Annotated in this window: 12 protein-coding genes; 10 read left to right on the top strand and 2 right to left on the bottom strand. The window is 43.6% G+C overall.

What is annotated here, in order from left to right; genetic code table 11:
- The first annotated feature begins 3 nt into the window (after positions 1-3).
- From K1M91_RS09515 to K1M91_RS09495, 5 genes are all read left to right on the top strand, one after another.
- On the top strand, positions 4-2,328 hold the full coding sequence (locus tag K1M91_RS09515; RefSeq protein WP_232801513.1) for a type IV pilus secretin PilQ family protein: 2,325 nt from the start codon (positions 4-6) through the stop codon (positions 2,326-2,328).
- Between the two features lie 175 nt (positions 2,329-2,503).
- Positions 2,504-3,019, top strand: coding sequence for a shikimate kinase AroK (gene aroK, locus K1M91_RS09510; protein WP_232801512.1), 516 nt, complete (start codon positions 2,504-2,506; stop codon positions 3,017-3,019).
- Between the two features lie 6 nt (positions 3,020-3,025).
- Complete coding sequence (aroB, locus tag K1M91_RS09505) at positions 3,026-4,099, top strand: 3-dehydroquinate synthase (RefSeq protein WP_232801511.1); 1,074 nt, start codon at positions 3,026-3,028, stop codon at positions 4,097-4,099.
- Positions 4,100-4,106: 7 nt separating this feature from the next.
- Positions 4,107-5,723: an AAA family ATPase gene (locus K1M91_RS09500; RefSeq protein WP_232801510.1), complete on the top strand. Its 1,617-nt coding sequence runs from the start codon at positions 4,107-4,109 to the stop codon at positions 5,721-5,723.
- 12 nt (positions 5,724-5,735) lie between these two features.
- A complete protein-coding gene (locus K1M91_RS09495) occupies positions 5,736-6,545 on the top strand; it encodes a Dam family site-specific DNA-(adenine-N6)-methyltransferase (protein WP_232801546.1) in 810 nt (269 codons plus the stop codon).
- 20 nt (positions 6,546-6,565) lie between these two features.
- On the opposite strand, the gene K1M91_RS09490 is transcribed toward K1M91_RS09495, so the two are convergent.
- A complete protein-coding gene (locus tag K1M91_RS09490) occupies positions 6,566-6,766 on the bottom strand; it encodes a DUF2970 domain-containing protein (protein WP_232801509.1) in 201 nt (66 codons plus the stop codon).
- Between the two features lie 129 nt (positions 6,767-6,895).
- On the opposite strand from K1M91_RS09490, the gene rpe reads away from it, so the two are divergent.
- The 4 genes from rpe to K1M91_RS09470 all read left to right on the top strand — a co-directional run bounded on the left by rpe (position 6,896) and on the right by K1M91_RS09470 (position 11,813).
- Positions 6,896-7,570, top strand: coding sequence for a ribulose-phosphate 3-epimerase (rpe, locus tag K1M91_RS09485; RefSeq protein WP_232801508.1), 675 nt, complete (start codon positions 6,896-6,898; stop codon positions 7,568-7,570).
- Entirely contained in the window at positions 7,567-8,262 is a 696-nt protein-coding gene (locus tag K1M91_RS09480; RefSeq protein WP_232801507.1) for a phosphoglycolate phosphatase, read from the top strand. Before rpe ends, K1M91_RS09480 begins: the two co-directional genes overlap by 4 nt.
- A gap of 47 nt (positions 8,263-8,309) precedes the next feature.
- Positions 8,310-9,314, top strand: coding sequence for a tryptophan--tRNA ligase (gene trpS / locus K1M91_RS09475; protein ID WP_232801506.1), 1,005 nt, complete (start codon positions 8,310-8,312; stop codon positions 9,312-9,314).
- 282 nt (positions 9,315-9,596) lie between these two features.
- Positions 9,597-11,813 (top strand): patatin-like phospholipase family protein, encoded by a 2,217-nt coding sequence (locus K1M91_RS09470; RefSeq protein WP_232801505.1) that lies wholly within the window; start codon positions 9,597-9,599, stop codon positions 11,811-11,813.
- A gap of 48 nt (positions 11,814-11,861) precedes the next feature.
- Here K1M91_RS09470 and K1M91_RS09465 read toward each other — a convergent pair whose 3' ends face one another.
- The gene (locus K1M91_RS09465; protein WP_232801504.1) at positions 11,862-13,319 is read right to left on the bottom strand and encodes an NAD-dependent succinate-semialdehyde dehydrogenase; all 1,458 of its coding nucleotides are present in this window, start codon (positions 13,317-13,319) and stop codon (positions 11,862-11,864) included.
- Positions 13,320-13,572: 253 nt separating this feature from the next.
- On the opposite strand from K1M91_RS09465, the gene acnB reads away from it, so the two are divergent.
- Positions 13,573-16,170 (top strand): bifunctional aconitate hydratase 2/2-methylisocitrate dehydratase, encoded by a 2,598-nt coding sequence (gene acnB, locus K1M91_RS09460; protein ID WP_232801503.1) that lies wholly within the window; start codon positions 13,573-13,575, stop codon positions 16,168-16,170.
- Positions 16,171-16,226: the final 56 nt, after the last annotated feature.

Raw genomic sequence — 16,226 nt, 5'->3', positions numbered from 1 at the left:
TTAATGAGCACCAATAAATTAAAATTTAATATGGCCAAGCTAAGTGCCGCCATTTTAGGGGCTACGCTGTTTTCTGGCCTAAGCTACGCTGAGCCACAATTAAACAAGCTTAACGTAAACTCGTTGATGGCAGGCAAGGTTGAACTTGAACTTGAGTTTAGTGAGCCTGTATTACGCTATACAGATAAATTGCATTATCGGCCTAACCAGTTAGTCATTGATGTAAAAGATGCTTCTTCTGTGTTGAAGCTCAACCCTGTGCCCGTTGATAAAGATGGTGTCGAGTTGGTTAAAGCAGAGCGTACAGCTGATGGCCTTAAGGTCGTTATCGGCTTACGTCAGTTGATGCCTTACCGTTTACAACATGACAACAATAAACTCACCGTACGCTTTGGTGATGTGTCGTCGGCGAAGAAAAAATCAACTACTGTTCAGCAAGATGCTGTGGTTGCTGCCGTTAGCCAAAATGAAACCAAAGCAGCAACGGCTTCAGCTCTAGCTGCTAGTGCAAAATTAGCCAGTGTTACTCCGGCACCTAAATCAGCTGTTGACGTGCCAGCGAGCGCGTCGAATAAAACAGTGGCCGTTAAGCCAACTCCTGCTCCAATTAAAGTTGAGCCGGTTAAGCAAACCAAGCCAGCGGCAAAACCGATTGTTCCCGTTGCTAAACCGACGCTGGTGACATCTACCGCAGTAAAAGGAACACCAAAAGGGTTCGTCAACAGTGTTGAATCGATCGACTTTAAACGTGGCGAGGCGGGTAACGGCCAGTTATTAGTTAAGTTAGATAACTCAACCATTGCAGTAGATATCCGTAAGCGTGGTACTAAGTTACTTGCTGAGTTCCAAAGTACTCATATTGGTGATGACTTACTTTACGTGATGGATGTTCTTGACTTTGCTACTCCTGTTAAAACTGTTGAAACCTTTACCGCAAATGGTAAAACGCGTTTTGAAATGGATATCGCGGGTGATTTTGAATACCGTTACGATCAGCTTGATAGCTTGTTTGTCATTGATGTTAAGAAAAAAGAGCGTGATAAGAAGAAAACAGTTTATCAAGGCAAGTTAATTTCATTTAATTTCCAAGACATTTCAGTGCGTACTGTATTACAGATCCTTGCTGATACTAATGGCTTCAACTTAGTAACAACTGATTCAGTTCAAGGCAACATTACCTTACGCTTAGACGAGGTACCTTGGGAGCAGGCGTTAGATATTATCCTAAAAGTGAAAGGCTTAGGTAAGCGTATGGAAGGCAATGTATTAATGGTTGCCTCTGCTACTGAACTTGCCGCGAAGGAAAAAGCGCAACTTGAAAGCCAGAAAGAAGTGAGTGAATTAGCACCGCTTTACTCTGAGTTTTTGCAAATTAATTACGCTAAAGCGGGCGATATCTCACGCATGCTATCGAGTAGCGATGCCAGTTTGTTATCAAGTCGTGGTAGTGTGTCAATTGATGAGCGTACTAATACCTTACTTATCAAAGATACAGCGGATGTTATTGATAGCGTTAAGCGCATGATTGAGATACTGGATATTCCAGTTAAGCAAGTGCTGATTGAATCTCGAATGGTGACAGTGACCGACGGCGTGCAACAAGAGTTAGGCGTTCGTTGGGGGGTGACAAAAGCAAATACAAACGGTAGCACGTCAGGTAGCTTAGAAGGTACAGGTGCGACATCTGGAGTGAATGGTACACCTTCCGCTCCGAGCTTAGCCGATCGGTTAAATGTGAACCTACCTGTGGCGAGTACCAGTGCTGGCTCAATAGCATTTCAGGTGGCTAAGTTGGCTGACGGTAAGATTTTGGACTTAGAACTTTCCGCATTAGAAAGTGAAAATAAGGCTGAAATTATTGCAAGCCCGCGTATTACTACAGCGAACCAAAAAACGGCTTATATCGAACAAGGTACTGAGATCCCATACGTTGAATCAGCATCAAGTGGTGCAACATCAGTAGCTTTCAAAAAAGCGGTATTAAGCCTAAATGTAACGCCACATATTACGCCTGATAACAAAATTATTTTGGATTTGGTTATTACCCAAGATAGTAAGGGTGAGGTGGTTGCAACAGCAGTAGGACAAGCGGTTTCTATTGACACGCAAGAGATTGGCACACAGGTGTTAGTTGATAATGGTGAAACAATCGTCCTTGGTGGTATCTATCAGCAACAAATTAAAGATACAGTTACAAAAGTACCATTGTTAGGTGACATTCCTTGGGCCGGTGCTCTGTTTAGAAATACGATCCAAGAAAACTCTAAACGAGAATTACTGATTTTCGTGACACCAAAAATTATTACTCAAGACGCATTCTCTGAGTAATATAAGCACTTAAGTGGGGCCACATGATAAAATGTGGCCTCATTTTTTTTCAATGGTTGCAAACCCCCCCCGACAATTGAGATAATCACCGTCTTAATCACAGATTTACAGGTTATACGGGTCAGTCGAATCGTGCTGACGTTTAAACAGCTATATATAGAAAAAACGTAGGACCATGGCAGAGAAACGAAATATTTTTCTGGTCGGCCCAATGGGTGCCGGCAAAAGTACAATTGGCAGACATCTAGCACAGATGTTACATCTTGAATTCTTCGATTCAGACACAGAAATTGAAAAACGTACAGGCGCAGATGTTGCTTGGGTTTTTGATGTGGAAGGCGAAGAAGGATTTCGTAAGCGCGAAGAGGAAGCGATTGACGACCTATCTCAGAGACAAGGCATTGTTCTTGCGACTGGTGGTGGTTCAGTAAAAAATAAAGATAATCGTAACCGTTTATCAGCGCGTGGCATAGTTGTTTACCTAGAAACTACGGTTGATAAACAGTTAGCTCGTACTCAAAGAGATAAACGTAGACCTTTATTACAAGTAGATGACCCACGCGACGTGCTAGAAAACCTAGCTGACGAGCGTAATGCTCTCTATGAAGAAATTGCGGATTACACCGTGAAAACTGACGAGCAAAGCGCCAAAATTGTGGCAAATCAAATTATCAAACTATTGGACTTTTGAGTAGATATGGAAATCCTTAACGTTGATTTAGGCGAACGTAGTTACCCGATTTATATCGGTGCAGGTTTGTTAGCACAAGCGCAATTATTTACTCCTGCTATAAAAGCCAAAAAAGTAATGATTGTGACTAATGACGTGGTAGCGCCCCTTTACTTACAGCAGCTTAAGCAAACGTTAGCTGAGTATTCGATCGATGAAGTTATTTTGCCCGATGGTGAGCAATTTAAAACTTTAGCTTCATTTGAATTGATACTCAATGGGTTACTGTCTAAGCGTCATGCGCGTGATACTAGTGTGATAGCGCTTGGTGGTGGCGTAGTGGGTGATATGGCCGGTTTTGCTGCCGCTTGTTACCAGCGTGGCGTTGGCTTTATCCAAGTTCCAACCACTTTATTGTCCCAAGTTGATTCTTCTGTTGGTGGTAAAACCGCAGTGAATCACCCTTTGGGCAAAAATATGATAGGGGCTTTTTATCAGCCGTCAGTAGTTACCATTGATATTGATTGTTTGAAAACCTTACCTGCCCGTGAATTTGCGGCTGGTATGGCTGAAGTGATCAAATACGGTATTATTTATGACGATGAGTTATTCGCTTGGCTGGAACAAAATCAAGCACAACTGAAAGCATTGGACGCAAATGCTTTAGTGCATGTGATTAAACGATGCTGTGAAATAAAAGCCGAAATTGTGAGTCAAGATGAGCAAGAAAGAGGGGCGAGAGCCTTGCTCAATCTTGGTCACACCTTTGGCCATGCGATTGAAGCTGAACAAGGTTATGGTAATTGGTTACATGGTGAAGCCGTGGCTGCGGGGATGGTTTTAGCCGCAGAGACATCATTAGCACTAGGCTTGCTCAATCAAGACCAAGTGCTGCGTATACGCAATTTAATTGCAGCCTTTGATTTACCTGTATCAGCGCCTGTTGATATGACCTTTGATACTTTTATGCATCATATGCAGATTGATAAAAAAGTATTAAATGGTCAATTACGTTTAATTTTACCTACTGATATAGGTAAATCAGATATCTTCGCAGATGTTACTGAAGATGTACTGAGAAACATTATTACAGGTAAATAGATAGCCCATGCTGGATCAACATATCCAACTGGCTGACATCCCCTCTCAGTTGCAGTTGTTAGAGCGACTGCAACATCTTATTCGTTTTAATTCAAACATCACCTTTATATCGGGTGAAAATGGATCTGGAAAAACAATTCTGATCCAACGTTTATTGAGCCTTGATATCGAATCGAATCAGAGTTTACTCTCTTGCTCTCCCGGCATCAGAGCTAACAAAGCACGTGATGGTTTGCTATCACAACTGGTATCTAAGCCGCTCTTTAATCCTGAAGATAATTTAGGTGAAAGCCTATTTCGCATGTTGGGCGATGCGAGCTCCGATATACTGCTGGTCATTGATGATGCACACTTTCTGCCGCAAGATTTGATTAGTGAATTATGGTTACTGTTGTTAGAAAACCGCTTTCAAGGCTTTAATCATAAAATTAACGTGCTGTTGTTTGCTGACCCAACTTGGTGTGAACAGCAAGCTGCACTATTAGTTGGTAAAACAGACACGCCACCGATTGAAATAGATATCCCGTCCTTATCTGAGCAAGAAAGCCACCAATTTGTACGCAGTATACTGCAGCGAGCTGATTATCAAGCTAAAGTTGAAAATAATGCGGCAATCCATCGACAGATTGAAGCATGTGGTGGGCTTCCAGCAAATTTACAACGCTTGGTTGACGTCATTGTTAACGAAACGCCAGTAGAGGTAGGAAAAATGAAAAGTAACTCTCAGTTACCTCTTATTGCGTTAATGATATTGGCGGCGCTACTGATGTCTGGGGCTTTTTATTATTTTATTGTGCCAAGCGCTGGCGACGAAGTTGCAGGTACGCCTTCGGATAATGAATCTTTAGCAATGGCGTTGCTTGATGAGCCGGTCAATTCAATCACGGCTGGTGAGCGAACTGAGCCATCACCTGAGCCAAGTACACCTCCTTTAACGCCTGATGAACTCGTTACCTCTTGGCAAGATGATGCTCCGCTGCCGAGTGAAGTGGAACATTCCGAGTTAGAGTTGGAAAGTCTGGAGGATCCTCGCAAGCGCGTGACAGTACCAGAACAAGTGATTGAAAAGTTAGGTGCCAATAGCATCAGCGATGAGGCTGAGTTGCAACAACAAAGCGCTTTGACTGATGAGCAGATAAGTGCTGATGAGGTGACCGTGCAATCTGTTGAACAGTTAGAGCAAGTGCTGACTCAACCTGCTGAAGACGTGGTGACTACACCCGAAACAGAATTAGCTGCACAATCTAAGCAGGAAACGCCAATAGTGACCGTTGCGCCGCTACCATCAACAACGGTGGCGCCTACCGCTGCGATTAAATCAGGCTTTCGTTTAACTACAACGGCCGAACTTAAAAAAATTCCCAGCCAACATTATAGTTTACAACTGGCTGCGGTTAGTTCACTGCCGGTGTTAAAAGCTTTTGTTAAAGAACATAATATTGAACAAACCGCGACCTATTTTAAAATTAGCCGTAAGGGTAAAACCGCCTATTTAGTGGTTCATGGTGATTATAAGACACGCCGTGCGGCGATGAATGACATTGCTTCATTACCCACTAATTTACGCACTCTCAAGCCTTGGGCCAAAGGCTACAAACAGATCCAGCAAGAAGCGATTGATTAAAGGTCGACCATAATAATGAAAAAAAACCGGGCCTTTTTAAAATGGGCAGGGGGCAAGTTTGGCTTAATTGAAGACATTAAGCGCCACCTCCCACAAGAAGAGCGATTAATAGAACCTTTTGTAGGGGCTGGGTCAGTATTTTTAAATACGGACTACAAGCAGTACCTACTCAATGATATCAACCCAGATCTGATTCACTTGTATCAAATTTTGCAGCAGCAACCAGACGATTATATTAAAGAGTCTGAAAAATTTTTTTCTGCTGACTTTAATGATTCCGATCGTTATTACGATTTGCGCAACCAATTTAACCTATGTTCTGATAAATTCGAACGGGCGTTAATGTTCCTTTACTTTAATCGGCATGGTTACAACGGTTTGTGCCGCTATAACAAAAAGGGCGGTTTTAATGTGCCGTTTGGCCGTTATAAAAAGCCGTATTTTCCTGCTGCTGAATTGTGGTTTTTTGCTGAGAAAGCGCAGCAAGCTGAGTTTGTCTGTGAGTCATACAGTGATACCTTTGCTCGAGCATCATCAGGCGATGTTATTTATTGCGATCCGCCTTATGCGCCTTTGAGTACTAGTGCTAGCTTCACTTCATATGCGGCTAATGGCTTTACCTTGGATGATCAAGCTGTACTCGGGCGATTAAGTCGTGAAACCGCGGCGCGTAATATTCCCGTACTAGTGAGCAATCATGATATTGAATTAACGCGCGAGCTGTATCATGGTGCGCAATTGAATGTTGTCCACGTTAAGCGAACCATCAGTAGCAAAGCTAGTCTGCGTAATAAAGTGGCTGAACTATTGGCGTTGTTTTAATAGAAATGACTTCACCTACATTAACTTAGTACCCACTGCACCACGAGTAATAGCGTGCCGAGTAATAAGGCAATCGCAATAACACCCGCCAAAACAAAACGCCAAGGAGAGTGAGACTTAAAGTCTTGCTCGCGTTGCTTGCTACTTTGAATGCCAAATAACGCGGCCAAAGCACTTTTAAAACTCTGTTTGATACTGGTTTTTTGTTCGTCAGATGCCATCTTTTTTATTCCTCATTGTGATGATTAGTGGCTAAATCCAGTCAGATTACCTTGCACAAATAATCCGCACTAGCTTGAATCGGCTGCCTTAGGTAAAATGCCCGCGAGCCCTACCATGAGAATAATAAAATGAAAGACTTTTTGATCGCCCCTTCAATTTTATCTGCAAACTTTGCCCGTCTCGGCGAAGAGGTAGACAATGTATTAGCCGCTGGTGCCGACGTTGTGCACTTTGATGTGATGGACAATCACTATGTACCTAATTTGACGATAGGCCCGATGGTGTGCCAAGCGTTACGTGACCACGGTATTACGGCGCCAATCGATGTGCATTTAATGGTTAAGCCAGTTGACCGTATTATCCCTGATTTTGCTAAAGCTGGCGCGTCTATTATAACTTTTCATCCAGAAACGTCAGAGCATATCGATCGCAGTATTCAACTTATTAAAGATCATGGCTGTCAGGCTGGCTTAGTGTTTAACCCTGCGACGCCACTGCATTATCTTGATTATGTGATGGATAAATTAGACGTGATCTTACTGATGTCGGTTAACCCTGGTTTTGGTGGTCAGTCTTTCATTCCTAGTACTCTTGATAAACTGCGCCAAGTTCGCGCAAAAATCGATGCCAGCGGCTTTGACATTCGCCTTGAGGTTGATGGTGGTGTAAATGTGAATAATATCGGCGAAATTGCCGCAGCAGGCGCGGACATGTTCGTAGCTGGCTCAGCTATTTTCAATCAACCCGATTACAAAGCTGTTATAAATGACATGCGTGGCGAACTCGCCAAGGTTGGATCATGAGCGCTTATCAACAAATAAATACGGTATTATTTGATTTAGATGGCACGCTGCTTGATAGTGCACCAGATCTGGCACAAGCCGTTAACCAAACCCTAACTGCCATGGTTAAAGCAACGTTTCCAGAAGAGCAAGTAAAAGGCTGGGTTGGAAATGGTGCAAACGTATTACTCAAGCGGGCGCTGTCTGGCTCTACAGACATTTCTGCGGATATTTGTGCTGATGAATTACAACAAGCACATCAACTATTTAAGCAGCATTATGCAGCTTGTTTAAGTGAAAAATCGGTATTATACCCAGATGTGCGCATGACCTTAATCAGCTTAAAACAAGTGGGCTACAAACTGGCTATTGTAACTAATAAACCGGGCCAATATATGGCGCCAATTTTGTCTGCCTATGGCCTCACTGGGTTGTTTGACTTGGTTGTTGCGGGCGATTGTTTGGCGGTGCGTAAGCCTGATCCCGCGCCGCTTCTTCATGCTTGTGAAGTACTAGGTAGCAAGATTGAAGAAACCTTGATGGTAGGTGATTCAAAAAATGATATTCTCGCAGCAAAGGCCGCTAACATGGCAGTGGCAGGCCTAACCTACGGGTATAACTACGGTGAAGATATTCGTTTATCTGAGCCGGATTTAGTATTAGACAATATTTCAGAGTTATTGAATTCATTAGCTTGCAACGTTAACGCTTAATTTAAGCGATGTATCAGCAAGAACAGTAAAAAATAAAGGAACGTTTTATGGCAAACCCAGTTGTATTAAGTGGCATTCAGCCAACCGGTGGCATGACAATAGGAAACTATATAGGTGCTATCAATCAGTGGCGAACTTTACAGCAGGATCATGACTGTTTCTTTATGCTAGCCGACTTGCATGCTATTACGGTGCGTCAAGATCCTCAGGCGCTACGTGATCGTGTATTAGATGGCGTAGCTCTTTATACCGCTTGTGGTATTGATCCTGAAAAATCTGCGTTATTTGTCCAGTCACAAGTGCGTGAGCATGCGCAATTGGCTTGGGTGCTTAATTGTTATACCCAAATGGGTGAGTTAAGCCGGATGACCCAGTTTAAAGATAAGTCAGATAAACATTCTAACAATGTGAATGTGGGGCTATTTAGCTACCCTGTGCTGCAAGCTGCAGATATTTTGATTTATCAAGCGGATAAAGTGCCGGTAGGGGAAGATCAAAAGCAGCATCTTGAGCTGACTCGCGATATTGCAACCCGCTTTAACAACCTCTATGGTGAGGTGTTTAAAGTGCCTGATCCGTTTATTCCACAAGTGGGTGCGCGGGTGATGAGCTTACAAGAGCCGACTAAAAAGATGTCGAAGTCGGATGAGAATCCGGGTGGTTACATCATGCTACTTGACGAGCCAAAGCAAATTGAGAAAAAGCTCAAGCGCGCGGTAACGGATTCTGATGAGCAAGCTCGAATCTACTTTGATACTACTGAAAAGCCGGGTGTGTCTAACTTACTCACGCTGCTTTCTGTTGCAACAGGGCGCACTATTGCGGATTTAGTGCCGGACTACGAAGATAAAATGTACGGTCATCTCAAGAAAGATACCGCCGAGGCGATGGTGGCGATGATCGAGCCGATTCAAGCGCGTTTTCATCAAATACGAGAAGATCAAACTGAGCTTGATCGCATTATGAAGCAAGGAGCGGAAAAAGCTTCGGCGCGCACTGAAGTGACCCTAAAAGCCGTATACGACGCAGTAGGGTTTATCCCTCGCCCGTAGTGCCAAGCGTTGATTAAATATAGGCCCGATATAGCTTGCTGTATCGGGCTTTTTAATATTTAAGGCATTTGAAACGTTAACTCTGCAGAGTGCTTAAGCCATTCTTAGTTGGTTGCTAATAGGCTTTATTTTTTGGCCTTGGCTAGTTTAGATAAGCTAAGTGTATCGGGATATATTTAAGGCGTTTTTGTAGGAAAAATAATCACATTGGTTAGGGCATTAATATAGCTGATAGGTATAATTGCCATCGCTCTTTGAACACCATTTCACTTAAGGAAAATCATGCTTCGGTTATTATTTATTTTACTGCTGTCTGGCTCTAGTGCTGTGGTGCTCGCATCTGAGCGGCCAAAAGTAGGTTTGGCATTGGGTGGTGGTGGTGCCAAGGGGGCTGCTCATGTCGGTGTGCTTAAAGTGTTGGAAGAGCTTAATATTCCGGTGGACTATATCGCGGGCACATCAATGGGCGCTTATGTGGCGGGTATGTATGCATCAGGGTTAAGTGCCGCCGAAATAGAACAGCGCATGTTTGCAACCGATTGGAATCAAGGCTTTTCTGACAAGGTTGCTCGCGAAAACTTAAGTTATCGCAAAAAAAAGCAAAATGAGCAGTTTTTACTGCAATCAGACATTGGCTTTGATGGCAGCGGTATCGCGTTACCTCATGGCGTGATCCAAGGTGAAACCATGGCACGCCTGCTGCGAGAGTCGACGTTAAACTTAACTAATATTGATAGTTTCGATGATATGCCCATTCCTTATCGCGCTTTGGCGGTTGACTTGGAAAAAATGGAACCCTATGTACTCAAGCAAGGTAATCTAGTGAATGCGATGCAAGCCAGTATGTCGGTGCCTGGCGTACTAAGACCGATGGAAATAGATGGCCACTACCTTGCAGATGGCGGCATAGTGAATAATTTACCTATCGATGTACTAAAAGATATGGGGGCTGACATTGTTATTGCGGTAGATATTGGTTCTCCTTTAGTTGGTAAAGTTAAGTTGGATTCTTACCTCACTATTTTAGATCAGCTCAGCAATTACATGACGCAGTCAAGTACGCGAAAGCAGATTGCCTTAATGTCTGACCAAGATATTTTACTCAAACCAGTTATTAGTGAAATTGGAACGGGTGAATTTGAACGTATGGCGGAGATTTTACCATTAGGCGTTGCAGCTGCGCAGGCTAAATTGGGGCAGTTGCAAAGGCTTTCTGTATCGGCGGATGATTATGCTTTATACACTGCTAGAAAGTTGAATATCAGAGCGGGTTTACCGTCAGGTGATATGTTTATTGTTGATCGCGTTGATATTGAAACCGATGCCCAATTATCGGAAGCCACGATTCGGGCACGGTTAAAAGTAAAACCAAATCAGCCTTATGATCAGCTGCGATTAGAAAAAAATATTCAAGGTCTTTATGCCGAAGGTATTTTTGAGCGGGTCGATTATGAGTTTGTAACCGACCAAGGTCAGCGGGTGCTTAAAGTGACGGCAAAAGAGAAGCCTTGGGGACCGGGTTATTTCGATATGTTATTGGGGATAGAGGAAACACAAGCAGAAAACTCAAAAATTGCCTTTGGTCTTTCTTATACCTTAACGGATTTGACTTCACATGGCGCAGAGTGGCGCAACCGCGTCATTATGGGAACGCAAACTTGGCTATCGAGCGAAGTGCATGTTCCGCTAAATGTAACCCAAAATTACTACTGGGATGCTGAGGTTGTGTACCAGCAGGATCAGCGAAACTATTTTTTTCCTGATGCTAATACTAGCGGTGGCACCATCAAATACTGGCAAACGGAATATAGCTCCCTTGGCTTTGATACATCCCTTGGTCTAAATATCTCTCCGCGCTCTATTTTAGAAGCTGGCTGGTCGGTTGAGGAGGGAGATATGGAGTTTATCGGCTCTAGTCTGGACAGTGATTTTACCTTCTATGGCCCTTATATTTTGCTCGGATATGATAGTTTAGATAACGCTTTTTTCCCAAGCCAAGGGAGTGTGTTGGAGACAAAACTGCAATGGATCACCGAGCGTAGCGATGGCGAAAAAGACGACGGTTGGCTAGGACAAATAGATTGGATGAATGTACAAAGTTGGGAACGCCATGTACTAGAGCTAAACGCTATATATGGTGGCGTAAATACTAAGCTTGAGACTCCCGCGGTGATGCAGGATCTAGGCGGTTTTCAAAATCTATCAGGCCTGTTACGCAACGAAATTTCTGGACGTTATAAAGTCTTTGGCTCAGTGGTGTATCGCTATCGCATTCTAGATAATAATTTTGGTGCAGTGCGGTTGCCCATGTATTTCTCGGCTTCGATCGAGCAGGGTAATGTTTGGCAAAGCAGTCGCGACATACGCTTTGACAACATGATTACGGCAGGGAGTTTAGGCGTGTCGGTTGATACGGGTCTTGGACCGATCACCTTAGCGACAGGGCTTGCTGAAGGTGGTAATAGTAGTATTTATTTCTTCTTAGGTTCGAAAATATAACCTCATTTTAACAGTTTAGCCCCCATGAAGAGGGGGCTTTTGACTATATCAACTTAACTGGCCATAACAATGGGCTTTAATATATTGATATTCAGCTAAGCCAGTGTGGCCTCCCTCTCGGCCTAAGCCTGATTGTTTGATGCCGCCAAACGGGCTAACGGCATTTGAAACCATGCCATCGTTTATCCCTATCATGCCGTAATCTAATGCGCCAGCAACCCGCTGACAACGGTGGATATTGTCACTGAAAAAGTAAGCTGCCAGCCCTGCATCGGTGCTGTTAGCACGTGTAATCACCTCGGTCTCTTCATCAAACCATTGCACAGCTAACACCGGACCAAAAATTTCTTTCTGGGCAATAGGCATATTGGGGGTGATGTCGACCAGCAAGGTGACAGGAAAGAAGGGGCTGTTTGATTCATTTAAGTCAGCTTGGTATTCAAGTTTAGCGCCGGCACTGATAGCGCTTGCCACTAAGTCATGTACTTTATCGACAGCGGCTTGGTTTATCAGCGGACCGAGCTGCACATTTTTATCCATGCCATTACCGACAGTGAGCGATGGCAACTTTGCCTTTAGCTTAGTTAAAAATGCCTGTTGTAAATTTTGATCGACATAAATACGGTTAGCGGCGACGCAAGTTTGACCGTTGTTTCTAAATTTACTGATCATTAAGGCGTCAACAGCAGCGTCAAGATCAGCATCAGCAAAAATAATAAAGGGCGCATTGCCGCCAAGCTCAAGTGATAAACGCTTTAAGCTAGTAGCACTTTGCGCAAATAGCTTTTGCCCAACAGGCGTTGAACCTGTAAAAGAAAGCTTTTTGACTCGTTGATCGTGACACAGTGCATCGCCAATCATAGGTGCGTTGCCGGTAACAAGATTGATAACACCTTTTTGAAAACCGGCACGGTGGGCTAACTCGACTAAGGCGATGGCGGTAAACGGCGTGAGTTCGGAAGGCTTGATAATAATGCTACAGCCTGCGGCAAGAGCGGCAGCGGCTTTGCGGGTGATCATCGCGGCGGGAAAATTCCATGGCGTAATCAATGCCGCCACGCCAATGGCTTGCTTGTGAGTGTGAAACTGCTTGTTATCCACGGGTGAGTTTAAGGTTAAGCCGTAGTCGGCATTGATTTGCTCGGCAAACCACTTAATAAACGAGGCTGCATAAAGTATTTCACCTTTAGCTTCAGCTAATGGCTTGCCTTGCTCTTGAGTCAGTATTTTGGCTAAGTCATCCTGCGCGGAAAGTATCAAATCATACCATTTGAGTAACCACTCACTTCGTTTGTAACTATTTGTTTTTGAATAGGTATCAAATGCTTCTTGTGCCGCTGTAATGGTTTGTTCTAGGGCGAGCTTATCAATCACTGGTATCGTGCCTAGTTCTACCCCGTTAGCTGGGTTGCTAACTGTTATGAACTTGTTACTAACTTGCCACCTCCCATTAAGGTAGTTTGCTTGCTTTATCAATTGATTATCGTTTAATTGCAAAAAATTCATGGAGACATACCTGAGTGGGTTTAAGTTCGCATTTTAATAACCTGATAACATAAATGAAATAATTTACTGACGTATTAAATTTTAATTTTTACTTGAATCTTATATACTCTTGCTGCTTCGAAATGGTCATATTGCCTGCATTTTTGCTTTTAAATCGTTATTTAAGTCGATCTATCGCATTAACAGCAATGTACCCGTCAAAGGATAAAAATCACCGAAAATAGGTGATATACATTAAAAAGAGGAACGAGTCGTGCTTGAAGCTTATCGTAAACACGTCGCAGAGCGTGCTGCCCAAGGAGTGGTTCCTAAGCCGTTAGATGCTGAACAAACCGCTGCCCTAATTGAACTAATCAAAACGCCACCTGCTGGCGAAGAAGAGTTTATTCTTGAATTACTAGCCGATCGTATACCCCCTGGCGTAGATGAAGCGGCATATGTAAAAGCAGGCTTTTTAGCTGCGGTTGCTAATGGCGAAGCCAACTCTCCTATTTTATCTGCTGCCCGTGCTACTGAGTTACTTGGCACTATGCAAGGTGGCTACAACATTGAGCCTTTGATCAGTCAGCTAGATAACGACGAATTAGCCCCTATTGCGGCTGAAGCGTTATCTCACACATTACTGATGTTTGATGCTTTCTACGATGTAGAAGAAAAAGCCAAAGCAGGTAATGCGTATGCACAGCAAGTGCTGCAGTCTTGGGCTGATGCCGAGTGGTATTTGAAAAAGCCGCAAGTGGCAGAAAAAATTACTGGTACAGTGTTTAAAGTAACTGGCGAAACCAATACTGATGACTTGTCTCCTGCACCAGATGCATGGTCTCGTCCAGACATCCCATTACATGCACTGGCAATGTTGAAAAACGCGCGCGAAGGTATTGAACCTGATCAAGCCGGTGAAATAGGCCCAATTAAGCAAATTGATGCACTTAAAGCTAAGGGTCATCCTTTAATTTATGTGGGTGATGTTGTTGGTACTGGCTCTTCTCGTAAATCAGCCACTAACTCTGTGCTTTGGTTTATGGGTGATGACATTCCACACGTGCCTAACAAGCGTGCGGGTGGTGTTTGTATCGGTGGTAAAATTGCTCCAATCTTCTTTAATACTATGGAAGACTCAGGCGCACTGCCGATTGAAATGGATGTTAGCAACTTGAATATGGGTGATGTAATTGACATTTACCCACATCTTGGCGTGGTAAAAAATGCTGAAACGGGCGAAGAAATTGCTACGTTTGAGTTGAAGACCAACATTATTCTTGATGAAGTACGTGCTGGTGGCCGTATTCCATTAATCATAGGTCGTGGTCTAACGGATCGTGCACGCCAATCTTTAGGTTTAGGTCCAACAAATATCTTCAAATTACCTGAAGATGTTGCCGCTTCAGCCAAGGGTTACACATTAGCGCAGAAAATGGTAGGTAAAGCCTGTAATGTTGAAGGTGTGCGTCCTGGCCAATACTGTGAGCCTAAGATGACCACCGTTGGTTCGCAAGATACTACGGGTCCAATGACACGTGATGAGCTAAAAGATTTGGCTTGCCTAGGTTTCTCTGCTGACCTAACTATGCAGTCTTTCTGTCATACTGCGGCATACCCTAAACCAATTGATGTAAACACGCATCATACGCTACCTGATTTCATCATGAACCGTGGCGGTGTATCGCTACGTCCAGGTGATGGTGTTATCCACTCATGGTTAAACCGTATGCTATTACCAGATACCGTTGGTACTGGTGGCGACTCTCATACTCGTTTCCCATTAGGTATTTCTTTCCCTGCTGGCTCTGGCTTAGTGGCCTTTGCTGCTGCAACAGGCGTAATGCCATTGGATATGCCTGAATCAGTATTGGTTCGCTTTAAAGGTGAAATGCAACCAGGTATCACCTTGCGTGACCTAGTTAATGCTATCCCTTATTACGCAATCAAAGACGGTCTATTAACGGTTGCGAAGAAAGGTAAAGTAAACATCTTCTCTGGTCGTGTACTAGAAATTGAAGGTTTACCAGATCTAAAAGTTGAACAAGCATTTGAACTGTCTGATGCATCTGCTGAGCGTAGTGCCGCGGGTTGTTCTATCAAGCTAAATGAAGCGCCGATCATTGAATACTTAAATTCAAACATCGTGATGCTGAAGTGGATGCTAGCCGAAGGTTACGGTGATGTACGCACTATCGAGCGCCGTATTACTGCGATGCAAGAGTGGATTGCTAATCCAGAACTAATGGAAGCTGACGCTGACGCTGAATACGCTGCTGTTATCGAAATCGACATGAACGAAGTGAAAGAGCCAATCTTAGCTTGTCCTAACGATCCAGATGACGTGAAACTGTTAAGCGAGCTTTCAGGCACGGATATCGATGAAGTGTTTATCGGTTCATGTATGACTAACATTGGTCATTTCCGCGCCGCAGGTAAATTGCTTAATAACTTCTCTGGTCAACTACCAACTCGCCTCTGGGTGGCTCCGCCAACTAAGATGGATGAAGCACAATTGACTGAAGAAGGTTACTACAGCATCTTTGGTAAAGTGGGAGCACGTACTGAAATGCCTGGTTGTTCTTTATGTATGGGTAACCAAGCACGCGTTGCTGACAACTCAACGGTTGTATCGACTTCAACACGTAACTTCCCTAACCGTTTGGGAACCGGTGCCAATGTTTACCTCAGTTCAGCTGAGCTGGCAGCGGTTGCAGCGATTATCGGAAAGTTACCAACAGTTGATGAATATATGACATATGCCAAACAATTAGATGCTACTTCGGCAGATACGTATAGATATCTAAACTTTGATCAGCTTCCAAGTTATACTAAGAAAGCTGAGAAGGTAATTTTTACACAAGCCGTTTAAATCGCTTAAAAAGTAAAAAACACCAAAAAAAACCCTCTTAGGAGGGTTTTTTATTG

Source organism: Motilimonas sp. E26, assembly GCF_021278025.1.
Classification (GTDB): domain Bacteria; phylum Pseudomonadota; class Gammaproteobacteria; order Enterobacterales; family CBDFNC01; genus Motilimonas.
This window is presented reverse-complemented; position numbering and strand designations above follow the sequence as displayed.